Annotated in this window: 14 protein-coding genes; all 14 read right to left on the reverse strand. The window is 61.0% G+C overall.

Annotated features, from left to right (window positions below):
* Positions 1 to 36: 36 nt before the first annotated feature.
* From ftsA to mraZ, 14 genes are read right to left on the reverse strand one after another with little or no spacing between them, the layout of a single operon-like run.
* On the reverse strand, positions 37 to 1,296 hold the full coding sequence (ftsA, locus tag GV819_RS14430; RefSeq protein ID WP_161756725.1) for a cell division protein FtsA: 1,260 nt from the start codon (positions 1,294 to 1,296) through the stop codon (positions 37 to 39).
* Positions 1,297 to 1,310: 14 nt separating this feature from the next.
* Entirely contained in the window at positions 1,311 to 2,180 is an 870-nt protein-coding gene (locus tag GV819_RS14435; protein ID WP_161756726.1) for a cell division protein FtsQ/DivIB, read from the reverse strand.
* A gap of 4 nt (positions 2,181 to 2,184) precedes the next feature.
* Positions 2,185 to 3,141 (reverse strand): D-alanine--D-alanine ligase, encoded by a 957-nt coding sequence (locus GV819_RS14440; RefSeq protein ID WP_161756727.1) that lies wholly within the window; start codon positions 3,139 to 3,141, stop codon positions 2,185 to 2,187.
* The gene (murC, locus tag GV819_RS14445; RefSeq protein WP_161756728.1) at positions 3,138 to 4,592 is read right to left on the reverse strand and encodes a UDP-N-acetylmuramate--L-alanine ligase; all 1,455 of its coding nucleotides are present in this window, start codon (positions 4,590 to 4,592) and stop codon (positions 3,138 to 3,140) included. Before murC ends, GV819_RS14440 begins: the two co-directional genes overlap by 4 nt.
* Positions 4,585 to 5,655, reverse strand: coding sequence for an undecaprenyldiphospho-muramoylpentapeptide beta-N-acetylglucosaminyltransferase (gene murG / locus GV819_RS14450; RefSeq protein WP_161756729.1), 1,071 nt, complete (start codon positions 5,653 to 5,655; stop codon positions 4,585 to 4,587). The genes murC and murG overlap by 8 nt, the downstream gene beginning before the upstream one ends.
* Entirely contained in the window at positions 5,645 to 6,862 is a 1,218-nt protein-coding gene (ftsW, locus tag GV819_RS14455; RefSeq protein WP_161756730.1) for a putative lipid II flippase FtsW, read from the reverse strand. The genes murG and ftsW overlap by 11 nt, the downstream gene beginning before the upstream one ends.
* A complete protein-coding gene (gene murD, locus GV819_RS14460) occupies positions 6,859 to 8,205 on the reverse strand; it encodes a UDP-N-acetylmuramoyl-L-alanine--D-glutamate ligase (RefSeq protein WP_161756731.1) in 1,347 nt (448 codons plus the stop codon). Before murD ends, ftsW begins: the two co-directional genes overlap by 4 nt.
* A gap of 5 nt (positions 8,206 to 8,210) precedes the next feature.
* On the reverse strand, positions 8,211 to 9,293 hold the full coding sequence (mraY, locus tag GV819_RS14465) for a phospho-N-acetylmuramoyl-pentapeptide-transferase (RefSeq protein WP_161756732.1): 1,083 nt from the start codon (positions 9,291 to 9,293) through the stop codon (positions 8,211 to 8,213).
* Positions 9,293 to 10,675, reverse strand: coding sequence for a UDP-N-acetylmuramoyl-tripeptide--D-alanyl-D-alanine ligase (locus GV819_RS14470; protein ID WP_161756733.1), 1,383 nt, complete (start codon positions 10,673 to 10,675; stop codon positions 9,293 to 9,295). The genes mraY and GV819_RS14470 overlap by 1 nt, the downstream gene beginning before the upstream one ends.
* Positions 10,668 to 12,131 (reverse strand): UDP-N-acetylmuramoyl-L-alanyl-D-glutamate--2,6-diaminopimelate ligase, encoded by a 1,464-nt coding sequence (locus GV819_RS14475; protein WP_161756734.1) that lies wholly within the window; start codon positions 12,129 to 12,131, stop codon positions 10,668 to 10,670. The genes GV819_RS14470 and GV819_RS14475 overlap by 8 nt, the downstream gene beginning before the upstream one ends.
* Complete coding sequence (locus tag GV819_RS14480) at positions 12,131 to 13,870, reverse strand: peptidoglycan D,D-transpeptidase FtsI family protein (protein ID WP_161756735.1); 1,740 nt, start codon at positions 13,868 to 13,870, stop codon at positions 12,131 to 12,133. Before GV819_RS14480 ends, GV819_RS14475 begins: the two co-directional genes overlap by 1 nt.
* The gene (gene ftsL / locus GV819_RS14485) at positions 13,867 to 14,160 is read right to left on the reverse strand and encodes a cell division protein FtsL (protein ID WP_161756736.1); all 294 of its coding nucleotides are present in this window, start codon (positions 14,158 to 14,160) and stop codon (positions 13,867 to 13,869) included. The genes GV819_RS14480 and ftsL overlap by 4 nt, the downstream gene beginning before the upstream one ends.
* Complete coding sequence (rsmH, locus tag GV819_RS14490) at positions 14,157 to 15,104, reverse strand: 16S rRNA (cytosine(1402)-N(4))-methyltransferase RsmH (RefSeq protein ID WP_372242107.1); 948 nt, start codon at positions 15,102 to 15,104, stop codon at positions 14,157 to 14,159. The genes ftsL and rsmH overlap by 4 nt, the downstream gene beginning before the upstream one ends.
* Positions 15,101 to 15,556 (reverse strand): division/cell wall cluster transcriptional repressor MraZ, encoded by a 456-nt coding sequence (gene mraZ / locus GV819_RS14495; RefSeq protein ID WP_011063319.1) that lies wholly within the window; start codon positions 15,554 to 15,556, stop codon positions 15,101 to 15,103. The genes rsmH and mraZ overlap by 4 nt, the downstream gene beginning before the upstream one ends.
* Between the last annotated feature and the right edge of the window lie 98 nt (positions 15,557 to 15,654).

Consider the following 15,654-nt stretch of genomic DNA (forward strand, 5'->3'; position numbering starts at 1 on the left):
GCCTGTTGCTTGAAACTTACTGCTTGAAACTGTTTGTCAAAAATTGCCTTGTACCCAGCTCTTGATGCGATCGAGCAAGGCGGCCTTGGGTTCGTCGTTGCTGTAGCTGTCGCGACTGCCGATGCCGGAGAACGAGATACCGTCGGACTGTTTCTGCAGTCCGTACAGCAGCAAGCCAACGCCAGTGGAATAGATCGGGTTGCGCACCACGTCGGACAGGCCCTTGACACTGTGGGGCACGCCCAGGCGAACCGGCATGTGGAAAATTTCCTCGGCCAATTCAACTGCGCCTTCCATCTTCGAAGTACCACCGGTGAGCACGATGCCCGCCGGAATCAGGTCTTCGTAGCCACTGCGGCGCAGCTCGGCCTGGATCAGGGTGAAGAGTTCGTCGTAACGCGGCTCGACCACCTCGGCCAGGGCCTGGCGCGACAGTTCGCGCGGTGGACGATCGCCAACGCTTGGCACCTTGATGGTTTCACCGGCGCCGGCCAGCTTGGCCAGGGCGCAGGCGTAACGGATCTTGATTTCCTCGGCGTACTGGGTCGGGGTACGCAGGGCCATGGCGATGTCGTTGGTCACCTGGTCGCCGGCAATCGGGATCACCGCGGTGTGGCGGATCGCGCCTTCGGTGAAGATCGCCATGTCGGTGGTGCCGCCGCCGATGTCCACCAGGCATACGCCCAGTTCTTTCTCGTCGTCGGTGAGTACCGAGTAGGCCGAGGCCAGTTGCTCGAGGATGATGTCGTCGATTTCCAGGCCACAGCGACGCACGCACTTCTCGATGTTCTGCGCCGCGTTCACCGCACAGGTCACCACGTGCACCTTGGCTTCCAGGCGTACGCCGGACATGCCCAGGGGCTCGCGAACGCCTTCCTGGTTATCGATCACGTAATCCTGCGGCAGGGTGTGCAGGACCCGCTGGTCAGCCGGGATCGCCACGGCCTGTGCCGCGTCCAGTACCCGCTCCAGATCCGCCGAGCTGACTTCACGGTCGCGGATCGCCACGATGCCGTGGGAGTTGAGGCTGCGAATGTGATTGCCCGCCACACCGACGAACGCCGAGTGAATACGGCAGCCCGCCATCAGTTGCGCTTCTTCCACCGCACGCTGGATCGACTGCACGGTGGACTCGATGTTCACCACCACGCCCTTCTTCAGGCCGCGGGAAGGATGGGTGCCGATGCCGACGATTTCCAGCGAGCCATCGGCCGCGACTTCGCCCACCAGCGCCACCACCTTGGAGGTGCCGATATCCAGGCCGACGATCATTTTGCCGCTTTGCACATTTGCCATGGTCCTGCCTCTTCTTAATTCTTCGCGACAGCAGGTTGCGCCGTCGTGGGTGCCGCTGGATCGCGCCAGCCGACGGCGAGGCCGTTGGCGTAGCGCAGATCGATGCGCGCGATGTTCGTAATCTGTTCTTTCAACGTTTTTTCATAAATGGCAATGAAGCGGCGCATCTTCTCCACCAGATGATCGCGACCCAGCAGCAACTCGATACCCGGGCCGGCACTGCCGGCGCCGGTGGTCAGGAACCAGCTGCCGCGCTCGCGCAGCTCCAGACGGGCGATCGAAAAGCCCAGCGGCCGCAGCATCTGGCTCAACACCTGATACTGCTGCATCACTTGCTGCTGGGCCCGCTGCGGCCCGAACAACTGCGGCAAATGTTCATAGTTCGCCAGTTCACGCGGAGTGAAGGCCTGGCCCTGGTTGTTCAACAGTGCCTCGTCGCCCCAGCGGGCCACCGGCAGTTGTTCTTCCAGGCGAATCACCACTTGGTCCGGCCACACCCGACGAACTTCGGCGTGAGCGATCCAGGGCATCTGTTCCAGTTCGGTGCGCATGCTCGCCAGGTCGATGGTGAAGAAGCTCGCCGCGACGTAAGGCGCGATCCGCTGCTGCACCGCCTGCTGGCTGATGTAGCTCAAGTCCCCCTGCACGGCGATCTTGGTAATCGGCCGGTCGGCATAGGGCAGCAAACGCTGGGCGCCTTCATAGGTGCCAAACCCCAATGCCACCAGCAACACCGGCCAGAACAGGCTTTTCAGAAAGCCGAAGTTGGCTTTCGGCAGGCGCACCGACATCGGCTCTTTGGCCACCATTCGGCTGGCACCCCGCGGCACCGGCTTGCGGCCGGGTGCGGGTTGCTGCTGATGACGAAGCGACGCGCCTTGCATGGACTTAACCTCTCGCCTCAAGACTGGCTGCCAGGATGGCCAATACCAACTGCTGGAAATCCAACCCGGCCGCACGTGCGGCCATTGGCACCAGACTGTGATCGGTCATGCCTGGAGCAGTGTTCACTTCCAGGAACCAGAACTGCCCCTGAGCGTCCTGCATCACATCGGCACGTGCCCAACCGGCGATACCGAGTGCCTCACAGGCTTTCGCCGTGAGGTCCATGAGTTCCTGTTCCTTGGAGTGTTCAAGCCCGCACGGGATCCGGTACTGGGTATCGGAAGCCAGGTACTTGGCGTCGTAGTCGTAAAAAGTGTGGGGAGTGCCCAGGGCGATAGGTGGCAAGACCTGGTCACGCAGGGTCGCGATGGTGAACTCCGGACCTTGGATCCATTGCTCGACCAACACTTGCGAATCGTAGGTACTGGCCGCCTTCCATGCATCGATCAACTCAGACGCGGAAGTCACCTTGGCCATACCGATACTGGAGCCTTCATGAGCCGGTTTGACGATCAAAGGCAGGCCCAGTTCCGCCACCGCGGAAATACAGTCGGCCTCGGAGCTCAATACCGCGTGGCGCGGCGTCGGAATGCCCAGGCTGTGCCACACCTGCTTGGTGCGCAACTTGTCCATGGCCAGGGCCGAAGCGAGGATGCCGCTGCCGGTGTAAGGAATGCCCAGGCACTCCAGCAGGCCTTGCATGCTGCCGTCTTCACCGCCACGGCCGTGAAGAATAACGAAGGCACGATCGATCTTCTCGCTCAGCAGGCGCTGCAGCAGGTCGTCGCCGACGTCGATGCCGAAGGCGTTCACACCGCCGCTCTGCAGGGCCTCAAGCACGGCCTGGCCGGACTTCAGCGAGACTTCGCGCTCGGCGCTCTTGCCGCCATACAGCACGGCAACGCGACCGAAATCACTCGGCTTTACGGTGGAGAACAGGTTGGCGTAGGCAGCAGTCATTTCGCCCCCTTGCCAGCGGCCACAGCACCGGCAAACAGCGGGCTGTTGAGCAGTTTTGGCGCCAGGCCGCCGATATCACCGGCGCCCTGACACAGCAGGATGTCGCCGGCGCGCAGCAACGGCTTGACCAGCGGCGCCAGATCGACGCCACGTTCGATGTAGATCGGGTCCAACTGGCCACGTTGACGGATGCTGTGGCACAGCTGGCGGCTGTCAGCACCGGGGATCGGCTCTTCGCCGGCCGGGTAGACCTCCATCAACAGCAATACGTTGGCATCGGCCAGCACCTGCACGAAGTCGTCGTACAAGTCGCGGGTACGGCTGAAACGGTGCGGCTGGTAGACCATCACCAGGCGGCGCTCAGGCCAGCCACCACGCACGGCCTTGATCACGGCCGCAACCTCGGTCGGGTGGTGCCCGTAGTCGTCCACCAGCATCACGTTGCCGCCTTCCACAGGCAATTCGCCATAGACCTGGAAGCGTCGGCCGACGCCCTGGAAGCCCGACAGCCCCTGAACAATGGCTTCATCGCTGATGCCTTCGTCAGTGGCGATACAGATAGTCGCCAGGGAGTTCAGCACGTTGTGGTTGCCAGGCATATTCACCGACACGTCCAGCGGCTCGCGGTCGCGACGCAGCACGGTGAAGAAAGTCTGCATGCCTTGCTGACGAACATTGATGGCGCGCACGTCAGCTTCTTCACTGAAGCCGTAAGTCACGGTCGGACGCTTCACCTGCGGCAGGATATCGCGCACCACCGGGTCGTCCAGGCACATCACCGCCAACCCGTAGAACGGCAGGTTGTGCAGGAAATCGACGAAGGTTTTCTTCAGTTTGTTGAAGTCACCGTCGTAGGTCGCCATATGGTCGGCGTCGATGTTGGTGACTACAGCCACCAGCGGCTGCAGGTGCAGGAAACTGGCATCGCTTTCGTCAGCTTCGGCGATCAGGTAGCGGCTGGTGCCCAACTGTGCATTGGTACCGGCAGCATTGAGCCGGCCGCCGATGACGAAGGTCGGATCCAGGCCGCCAGCGGCAAACACCGAGGCCAACAGGCTGGTGGTGGTGGTCTTGCCGTGGGTGCCGGCCACGGCAACGCCGTGACGGTAGCGCATCAGCTCGGCGAGCATTTCCGCCCGAGGCACCACCGGAATACGTCGTTCCAGAGCAGTAGCGACTTCCGGGTTCGAGGTGTTCACCGCGCTGGACACGACCAATACATCGGCATTGGCGGCGTTCTCGGCACGGTGACCGATATAGATATGCGCGCCAAAGGACTCCAGACGCTCGGTGACCGGCGACGCCTTGAGATCGGAGCCGGACACTTCATACCCAAGGTTCAGCAGTACTTCGGCGATCCCGCACATACCCACGCCGCCGATGCCGACGAAGTGGATACGACGGATACGGCGCATTTCCGGTTGTGGCATGGCTTTTTGATTCTCAACCATGGGCCACCTCCAGACAGATATTCACCACATTCTGGGTGGCATCGGGTTTGGCCAGGCGGCGCGCGGCTTGGGCCATGTTGTCGAGTCGTTCTGGTTGCATCAAAACCTCTGTCAGGCGAGCGGCAAGGTCCGCTGCACCAGTCGTTCTTTGCGGCATCAGGAAGGCAGCGCCTTCATGTGCCAAATATTCGGCATTGCGGGTCTGGTGATCGTCGATCGCATGGGGCAGAGGCACCAGCATCGAGGGCAGACCGGCGGCAGCCAGTTCACTGACGGTCAACGCACCTGCGCGACAGACCACCAGATCGGCCCAGCCATAGGCTTGGGCCATGTCTTTGATGAAGGGCTGCACCTGCGCCTCGACGCCGGCGGCGCGATAGCGCTCTGCAGTGACTTCATCGTGATTTTTACCGGCCTGATGGAACACCTCCGGGCGCAGCTCGGGGGCGACCTGTGCCAGGGCTTCCGGCAGTAGCTTGTTCAACGGCTCTGCCCCCAGGCTTCCGCCCAGGATCAGCAAACGCGCCTTGCGTCCGGCCAGGGCCTCGCGCGGTGTTTCGAGGAACAGTTCGGTACGTACCGGATTGCCCGTGGTGCGGCGACTGCCGGACGCCCCGAAGGTGTCCGGGAAAGCTTCGCAGACTCGGGCGGCCAACGGCACCAGCAGCCGATTGGCGGTACCGGCCACAGCGTTCTGCTCATGAACGATTACCGGCACTCCGGACAGCTTGGCGGCAACACCGCCAGGGCCGGTCACGTAACCACCAAAACCCAGCACACAGACCGGTTTCAGTTGACGAATGATCCGCCGGGCCTGGAGCACCGCCTTGATCAACACGAACGGCGCCTTGAGCAGGGACAACTTGCCCTTGCCCCGCAGCCCGGTGACGTTGATCAGGTGCAACGGCAGCCCTGCTGCCGGGACCAGGTCGTTCTCGATCCCTCGCGGGGTACCCAGCCAGTGCACGCTGTAGCCGCGGGCCTGGAACTCGCGAGCGCAAGCCAGCGCCGGGAACACGTGGCCGCCGGTGCCGCCGGCCATGATCAGCACGTTAGCGCCCATGGGTCGGCTCCTCGGCAAAGTCACTTTCACTGAACTCCATCTCTTCACTGCCCAGGTGGGTCCGACTCTCCCACTCGATGCGCAGAAACAACCCGAGACAGGCACAGCAGATCACCAACGAACTGCCGCCATAACTGAGGAATGGCAAGGTCAAGCCCTTGGTCGGCAGCAGGCCGACGTTCACCCCGATATTGATCAGGAACTGGCCGATCCACAGGAACGACAGGCCATAAGCGACATAGGCAGCAAAGAACTGCTTGGCTTTCTCGGCCCACAAGCCGATGTACATCCCACGAATACAGACAAAGACGAACAGCGCCAGGGTGCACAGCGAACCTACCGCACCCAGTTCTTCGGCCAATACCGAGAACACGAAGTCGGTGTGGGCTTCCGGCAGGTAGAACTGTTTCTGCACGCTGTTGCCCAGGCCAACGCCCAGCCACTCACCACGACCGAAGGCGATCAACGCCTGGGACAGCTGATAACCCGCACCGAACTGGTCAGCCCAGGGGTCGGCAAAGTTGGTCAAGCGCGCCATTCGGTAAGGCTGCATCTGAATCAGCAAAACCACCGCCGCGACCGCCAGGACCACCATCAAGGAAAAACGGAACAACCCGACGCCGCCGAGGAACAACATCGCCGCCGCCGCCGCCATCATCACCACCGTGGCACCAAAGTCCGGTTCCATCAGCAGCAGGCCCGCCATCGGCAGCAGAACAATGAACGGCTTGAAGAAGCCCATCCAACTTTCACGCACCTCTTTCTGACGTCGCACCAAGTAGCCGGCGAGGTAGATCACCACGAACACTTTGGCGATCTCGGAAGGCTGCACGTTGAAGAAGCTGAAGCCGATCCAGCGCATCGAGCCGTTCACTTCACGACCGATCCCCGGGATGATCACCATCACCAGCAGACCGAACGCACCAATCAGCATCAGCCAGCCCAGGCGTTGCCAGGTAGCGATGGGAATCATCATGGTGACGACGCAGGCCACCAGGCCCAGCAAGATATAGATCAGGTGACGCGTCATGTAATACAGCGCGCTGCCCGACTGGGCCGCCGCCACTTCGGTCGAAGCCGATGCAATCATGACCAGCCCAAGACCCAGCAGCGTCAGGCAACCGACGAGCATCGGGAAATCGAGGTCGATACCGCGCCCGGTGATGATCGGCGATGGGTAGGGCTTGATGATGTTTCTCAGGTTCATGCCAGATCCTCCACGACGCGGACGAACTGGTGACCACGGTCTTCATAATTCTTGAACATGTCGAAACTGGCGCAGGCAGGCGATAGCAGCACCACATCACCGGCTTGGGCGGTGGCACGACATTGCGCTACGGCGTCGAGCAGCGAGCCAACGCGAATCAACGGCACGGCATCGCCGATGGCCTCACCGATCTTGTCGGAGTCGCGGCCCATCAAGATCACGGCGCGGCAGTTGGCCGCCACCGGATCACGTAGATCCTTGAACTCGGCACCCTTGCCATCGCCACCGGCGATCAGCACGACCTTGCCGTCGATGTCAGCACCCAGCCCTTCGATGGCAGCCAGTGCAGCACCGACGTTGGTGGCTTTGGAGTCGTTGTAATAGCCCACACCATCCAGGTCGCGGACCCACTGACAGCGGTGCTCGAGGCCGGCGAAGGTGCGCAGCGCCGAGAGCATGGCCTCGAACGGCAAGCCAACCGCATGCCCCAGGGCCAATGCTGCCAGGGCGTTGGACTGGTTATGGGCACCGCGGATCTTCAGCTCGCGCACCGGCATCAGGTTGTGGAATTCGAAAGCCAGGTACTTTTCGCCATTCTCTTCGCGCAGGCCAAAGGCCTTGAAGTCGGGCGTGCTCAGGCCGAAGGTCCAGCACGGCAGGCCCTCGCTCATCAGCGGGCGAGACAAGGCATCCTGGCGATTGACCACCACCTGCCGGGCGCCACGGAAGATCCGGTGCTTGGCCAGGTGATACGCCGGCAGACCGCTGTAGCGGTCCATATGGTCTTCGCTGACGTTGAGCACGGTGGCCACTTCAGCGCCCAATTGGTCGGTGGTTTCCAGCTGGAAACTGGACAGCTCCATGACATACAACTCGATGTCGTCGCTGAGCAGGTCCAGAGCCGGAGTACCGAGGTTGCCGCCTACCGCTACACGCTTACCCGCCGCGGCGGCCATTTCGCCCACCAGGGTGGTCACGGTGCTCTTGGCGTTGGAGCCGCTGATGGCGACGATCGGCGCCTTCGCGTTACGCGCGAACAGTTCGATATCACCGGACAATTTCACTCCACGGGCGGCCGCGGCCTGTAGCGCCGGGGTCGCCAGGGCCAGGCCGGGGCTCACGTACAGCTCGTCGGCGCGGCACAGGAACTCGACATCCAAGTCGCCACAACGCACTTCCACCTGCGGATAGTCACGACGCAACGTGGCCAGTTCAGGTGGATTGTCCCGCGTATCGGCCACTGCAAAAGCAACGCCCCGGCTCGCCAGGAAGCGAACCAGGGACATGCCGCTCTTGCCGAGGCCGACAACGATGCGGAAGTGGTCAGAAGCGATCAGAGACACTCGTTCTACCTCAGCTTCAGGGTGGCAAGGCCGATCAACACGAGGATCACGGTAATAATCCAGAAACGGACGATCACGCGTGGCTCGGGCCAGCCCTTGAGTTCAAAGTGGTGGTGAATCGGCGCCATGCGGAACACTCGCCGACCGGTCAATTTAAAGGAGGCGACCTGGATCACTACGGACAGGGTTTCCATCACGAACACACCGCCCATGATGAACAGGACGATTTCCTGACGCACGATCACCGCAATAGTGCCCAAGGCCGCGCCCAGCGCCAGCGCACCGACATCGCCCATGAACACTTGCGCCGGGTAGGTGTTGAACCACAGGAAACCCAGGCCGGCACCGATCAACGCGCCACAGAAGACAATCAGCTCCCCCGCTCCCGGTACATAAGGAATCAGCAGGTATTCGGCGAACTTCACGTTACCCGACAGGTAGCAGAAGATCCCCAGCGCACCGCCGACCATTACCGTCGGCATGATCGCCAGGCCATCGAGGCCATCGGTCAGGTTGACCGCGTTGCTGGAGCCGACGATGACGAAGTAGGTCAGGACCACAAAGCCGATACCCAGGGGAATGCTCACGTCCTTGAGCATCGGGATCAGCAGAGTGGTTTCCACCGGGCTCTGCGCAGTCACATAAAGGAAGATCGCGGCAGCCAGGCCGAACACCGATTGCCAGAAGTACTTCCAGCGGCTGGGCAGCCCACGGGAGTTTTTCTCGATCACTTTGCGATAGTCATCGACCCAGCCGATGGCACCGAACGCCAGGGTCACCAGCAACACCACCCACACATAATGGTTGCGCAGGTCGGCCCAAAGCAGGGTGCTGATACCGATGGCAGAAAGAATCAGTGCCCCGCCCATGGTCGGGGTGCCCGACTTGGACAGGTGCGACTGCGGGCCATCGTTACGCACGGACTGGCCAATCTGCCGGTTCTGCAGAGTACGGATCATCCACGGACCCAGGCACAGCGACAAAGACAGAGCCGTCAGTACTCCGAGAATCCCGCGCAGGGTCAGGTACTGAAAGACCGCAAAGCCTTTGTAGAACTGTTGCAGGTACTCCGCTAGCAGCAGCAGCATTAATGTTTCTCTCCGTTTTTTTCTTGAAGATGGGGACCACACAAAGCCGCGACGATGTTTTCCATCACCGCGCTGCGCGATCCCTTGATCAAAATTGTGGTGTTTGGGTCTTGCTCGACGCCCAGGGCGGCAATCAGATCAGCCTGACTGGCAAAGTGGCGCGCGTGCTCGCCAAAGGCGGCGACGGCATGAGCCATCATCGGGCCTACGGCGTAGAGGGCCGAAACCTTGTCAGCGGCATACGCACCTACTTCGCGGTGCCCCTGCTCCGCCCACTCGCCCAACTCGCCGATGTCTCCGAGCACCAGGACGGTGCGGCCGGAAAAGCCGGTGAGTATATCAACGGCAGCGCACATTGAGGTGGGGTTTGCGTTGTAAGTGTCATCGATCACCCGCATGCCATTTTTCGCCAGCTGCACGACGGTGCGTCCCTTGACCGGTTGCACCGCATTCAGGCCGGTGACGATGCCAAATAGCGACACGCCCATGGCGTGGGCCGCGGCTGCAGCGGCCAGGGCATTGGCGACGTTATGCGTGCCCAGCAGGTTCAACTGGACCCGTTCCACACCCTTGGGGCTGTGCAACTTGAAGGACGGGCAGCCGCGGGCGTCACGGCCCATCTCAGAGGCATGAAAGTCGGCGGCACTGTTGCTCAGGGCGAAGCTCAGCACCTGACGAGCACCTGCGCGAGCCTTCCAGATCGGGAACGCCTTATCGTCCAGGTTGAGCACGGCAATCCCGGCAGTATCGAGCCCTTCAAGGATTTCACCCTTGGCCTCGACGATTTTCTCCGGACCGCCAAACTCACCGACGTGAGCGGTACCGGCGTTACTGATGATTGCTACATGAGGTCGAGTCATGGCCACGGTGTAGGCAATCTCGCCGATGCGCGACGCGCCGAGCTCAATCACCGCAGCGGTGTGTTCCGGGGCCAGCTCCAACAGCGTCAGCGGCGCGCCCAGATCATTATTCAAGTTGCCACGAGTGGCCAGCACCGGACCACGGGTGCGCAAGATGCTGGCGAGCATTTCCTTGACCGTGGTCTTGCCACTGGAACCGGTCACCGCAGCAACCGGACGGGTAAAGGCTCCGCGGTTGAGCGCGCCCAATTGCCCCAGCGCCAGACGGGTATCCTTGACCAGCAGTTGCGGCAGCGTGCTATCGGCAACTTCACGTTCCACCAACGCCGCCACCGCACCTTTACTCGCCACGTCATTCAAGTAGTCGTGGCCATCAAAACGCGGGCCGGTCAGGGCAACAAACAGCTGCCCGGCCTGGATTGCCCGACTATCAATACTGACACCGCTGAAACGAACATCGCCCGCGATCAGGCGGGCGTCCAACGGAGCTGATACGTCACTGAGCCTCAAGACTTTAAGCACGGGCCACCTCCCACGCAGTCAAAGCTTTATCCGCCTCGGCCAGGTCAGAGAAGGCATGGCGCTGGCCATTGATTTCCTGGTAGTCCTCATGGCCCTTGCCCGCCAGAACCACCACATCATCGGCCGATGCAGAAGCAATCAAGCGGGCGATCGCCAGACCACGACCGGCGACAAAGTCGACCTTGTCCACCGTGTTGAAGCCGGCGCGAATGTCGTCGAAAATTTGTGCTGGGTCTTCGCTGCGCGGATTGTCATCGGTGACCAGCACGCCGTCGGCCAGACGCTCGACCACTTCCGCCATCAATGGACGCTTGCCGCGATCACGATCGCCACCGCAGCCGAACAGGCACAGCAAACGACCCTTGGCGTGGGGACGCAGGGCCTGCAGGACCTTTTCCAGGGCGTCCGGGGTATGGGCGTAATCGACCACTACCAACGGCTGGGTACCGCCGCCCAGGCGCTGCATGCGTCCAGCAGGACCTTCCAGTTTGGGCAGGACTGCAAGGATTTCATCCAGCGCATACTCCAGGCCCAGCAACGCTCCCACGGCAGCCAGCACATTGCTCAGGTTGAAGCGCCCGAGCAGGCTGCTGCGCAGATGATGTTCGCCTTGCGGGGTCACCAGAGTCGCGCGCACGCCGTCGTCGTCAAAATTCGCTTCGCGGCAGAACAGGTAGGCAGCAGAGTCTTCGAGGCTGTAGGTGATCAATCGCGACTCGTGCTTGTCCGCCGCCAATTGCCGCCCAAAGCCGTCGTCGAGATTGATCACCCGGCAACGCAGGTCGGTCCAATTGAAGAGCTTGGCCTTGGCCGCACCATAGGCTTCCATGGTCCCGTGATAATCCAGATGATCACGGGACAAATTGGTCAGCACTGCCACATCGAACGCCAGGGCTGCCACGCGCCCCTGATCCAGGCCGTGAGAGGAAACCTCCATGGCTACGGCTTTGGCGCCGGCATTCTTCAGGTCAGCCAGGGTTGCCTGCACGGCAATCGGGTTCGGCGTGGTGTGCAAACCACTTTCCAGTGCGCCATGGAACCCCGTGCCCAGGGTGCCCACCAGCCCGCAGCGCTGGCCGAGCAGATCCAGCGCCTGGGCCACCAACTGGGTGACGCTGGTCTTACCGTTGGTACCGGTCACGCCTATCAGGTTCAACTGACGACTTGGATCGCCGTAGAAGCGCCCGGCAATATCCGAGAGCTGCGCCGCCAGGCCCTTGACGGGAATCAGCGGCGCATCGGTCAGCGGCAATACCGTTGCCCCTTCGACCTCATAGGCCACCGCAGCCGCACCGCGTTGCAATGCGTCGGCGATGTGCGCACGACCATCGAACTTGGCACCGGGTACCGCCAGGAACAGATCGCCAGCGCGAACATTTCGGCTGTCCAGGGTCAACTCGCGGATCAACAGGTCACGACCGGCGTGGGCGAAAATCTTATTCAGGCTAAGAGACATTAGCCGCGCCCTCCATTGGCTCGTACAGGTGTACCGGGTGCCGCGTTGGCCTGTTGCGTAGTCGGCAGGTTATCCGGGGTGATGTTCATCAAACGCAGGGTTCCGGACATTACTTTGCTAAATACCGGCGCGGATACCAGGCCACCGAAGTAACCGGCTTTGCTTGGCTCATCGATCACCACCACGATGGCGTAGCGTGGATCGCTCATGGGGCCAAAGCCGGCAAACAGTGAGCGATAGGAATTCTCGGCATACCCTTTGGTACCTACCGAAGTCTTACGCGCCGTACCACTCTTGCCCGCCACGTGATAGGCCGGCACCTGGGCACGGAACACGCCACGAGGTGCTTCAATCACTTGCTGCAGCATGCCCTGCATGGTCTTGGCGATGTTTTCCGGAATCACCTGCGTGGTTTGCGGAGCCTTGTCGGACTTGATCAGCGTGAGTGGAGCGATGCGCCCGTTGTTGGCCAATGCAGAGAATGCGTGAACCAACTGGATCGCCGTCACCGACAGGCCGTAGCCATAAGACAGGGTCGCGGTTTCGGCTTTGCGCCACTCGCGATAGTTCGGCAGGTTACCGACCCGCTCGCCAGGGAAGCCAAGGCCCGTGTCCTGGCCCAGACCGATCTTCTGCGCCAGACGGAAAATGGTTTCACCACCAATATCGAAGGCGACCTTACTCATGCCCACGTTACTGGAGTTGATCAGGATCCCGGTCAGGTCGAGCACCGGCCCTTCGGTCTTGGAGACGTCGCGGATGGTGTACTTGCCCAACTGCAGAGTGCCCGGGTAGACCTCCACGGTATCGCTGGGCTTCCAGCGACCGGTTTCCAGCGCAGCACTCATGGAGATCGCCTTCATGGTCGAGCCTGGCTCGAACACGTCGATCATCGCGCGGTTACGCATCATCGCTGGCTGCAGGTTGCGGCGGTTGTTGGGGTTGTAAGTCGGCTGGTTGACCATGGCGAGGATCTCGCCAGTCTTCACATCCATGATCACCAGGCTGCCGGCCTTGGCGCCGTTCTCGACAATGGCGTTGCGCAGTTCGCGGTTGGCCAGATACTGCAGGCGCAGGTCGATCGACAACGCCAAAGGCTTGCCGGCCTTGGCGTTCTTGGTGACCTGAACATCCTTGATCAACCTGCCACGCCGGTCCTTGATCACCTGACGCTTACCAGCAACCCCCGCAAGCCATTCGTCATAGGCCAGTTCGACCCCTTCACGACCACGGTCATCGATGTCGGTAAAACCCACCATGTGTGCGGTCACTTCACCGGCCGGATAGAACCGCCGGAACTCCTCAATGCCATAGACACCTGGAACCTTCAGATCGAGCACAGCCTGGCCCTGTTCCGGAGTCAGACCCCGAACCAGGTAGATGAATTCTTTGTTGGCCTGGGCCTCAAGACGCTCGCTCAAGACTTTCGGATCCTGCCCCAGGGCCATAGCCAGCGCTGGCCAACGGTCCTTGGCCAATTGCATCTCCTTGGCATTGGCCCACAAGGTCGTCACCGGCGTACTCACCGCCAACGGCTCGCCGTTACGGTCAGTGATCAAGCCACGGTGTGCAGGAATAGGAATATGGCGAACGCTACGCGCATCGCCTTGCCCCTTGAGGAAATCACGGTCGACCACTTGCAAGTCGATAATGCGCCAGGCAATTGCCGACACCATGATTGCCAGCAAGCCCAACACCAGACGAAAACGCCAAGGATAGAGAGCGCCTTCAAGTTTCATGGCGTCACCATGCGAACTTCAGCAGCACCGGGGATGTGCATTTTCAGTTGTTCGGTGGCCAGCACTTCGATCCGGCTGTGGGCAGTCCAGGTGCTTTGCTCAAGAATCAGCCGACCCCATTCGGCCTGGGCCTTGTCACGCACACTCAACTCGCCAAACAGCGTATTGAGTAGCTGACGGTTCCAGTGGGCGCTGTAGGACACCGCAATCGCGGAAACCAAAACCCCAACAAATAGCAGGAGCATGAAAAAGCTTCCGCCTGGAAGTGGCTTGGCGAAAAGCTTGCTCACCGAAGCTTCTCCGCGATACGCATGACAGCACTACGGGAGCGGGGGTTGGCTTTGAGTTCAGCCTCGGAGGCGAACTGCGCTTTGCCATGAACCTTGATTTTCGGCACAAAAGCTTCAAAACGTACCGGCAGGTTGCGCGGCAGATTGTCGGACTCACCTTTTACCAGGCGCCGCATGAACAGCTTGACGATGCGATCTTCCAGGGAGTGGAAGCTGATCACCACCAGGCGACCACCGATTTCCAGGGACTCCAGCGCAGCTTCAAGGCCGGCCTCGAGATCGCCCAGTTCGTTATTCACGTGAATGCGCAAACCCTGAAAAGCACGGGTAGCCGGGTTCTTGCCCTTCTCCCAAGCCGGGTTGGCGACTTTCAATACTTCGGCCAGATCAGCAGTACGCTCGAAAGGCTGGATCTCACGACGCTCAACCACTGCGCGCGCCATACGACCAGAGAAGCGCTCTTCACCGTACTCCTTGAATACCCGGGCGATTTCTTCCACGGGCGCCGTAGCAATGAACTGCGCAGCACTGACGCCACGCGTTGGATCCATACGCATATCCAGCGGGCCATCATTGAGAAAGCTGAAGCCACGCTCAGGGTCGTCCAGCTGTGGCGACGACACCCCCAGGTCCAGCAACACACCACTGACCTTGCCTGCCAGGCCGCGATCAGCGACCTCGGAACCAAGCTCGGCAAAGCTGCGCTGTACAACGACAAAGCGGCCGTCTTCGGCCGCTAGCGCTTGCCCGGTGGCAATCGCTTGTGGGTCCTTGTCAAATCCAAGGAGCCGGCCGTCCGGCCCGAGCTTGCTGAGAATCAGCCGGCTATGCCCGCCACGGCCGAAGGTGCCATCTAAATAGCAGCCATCAGGGCGTACGGCGAGAGCCTCGACGGCTTCGTCAAGCAGCACGGTGATGTGGTTAAAGCCGCTATCAATAGTCACAGGATCAAATCACGCAGTTCATCAGGCATCGCGCCCGGTTGTTGAATAGCCGCCAGGTCCGCTGCAGAGACAGCATTCCAGGCATCCTCGTCCCACAATTGGAACTTGTTCAGTTGGCCCACCAGCATTGCGCGCTTATCCAACTTGGCATATTCACGCAGGCGCGGCGGCACCAGGAAACGACCACTGCCATCGAGTTCAAGATCGACGGCATTACCAATCAGCAAACGCTGTAAACGACGGTTTTCTTCACGCAGCGAAGGCAGTGCGCGCAGTTTGGTTTCTATAAGCTCCCACTCATCGAGGGGATAAACACACAAACAAGGATCAACAGCGTCAATCGTGACGATTAACTGCCCGGAACTTCGCGAAACGAGCTCGTCACGATACCGGCTCGGCATGGCGAGACGGCCTTTTGCATCGAGACTGATAGCGTTAGCTCCGCGAAACACGTCAGCGTTTCTCCAATTTTTAGCGTTTTACGCTCAAAAAACCCACTTCATGCCACTTTCCGCCACTTGCGCACACTATAGGAATGCGCCCATACCAC

This window comes from Pseudomonas sp. Fl5BN2, assembly GCF_009908205.1.
In the GTDB taxonomy this organism is placed as follows: domain Bacteria; phylum Pseudomonadota; class Gammaproteobacteria; order Pseudomonadales; family Pseudomonadaceae; genus Aquipseudomonas.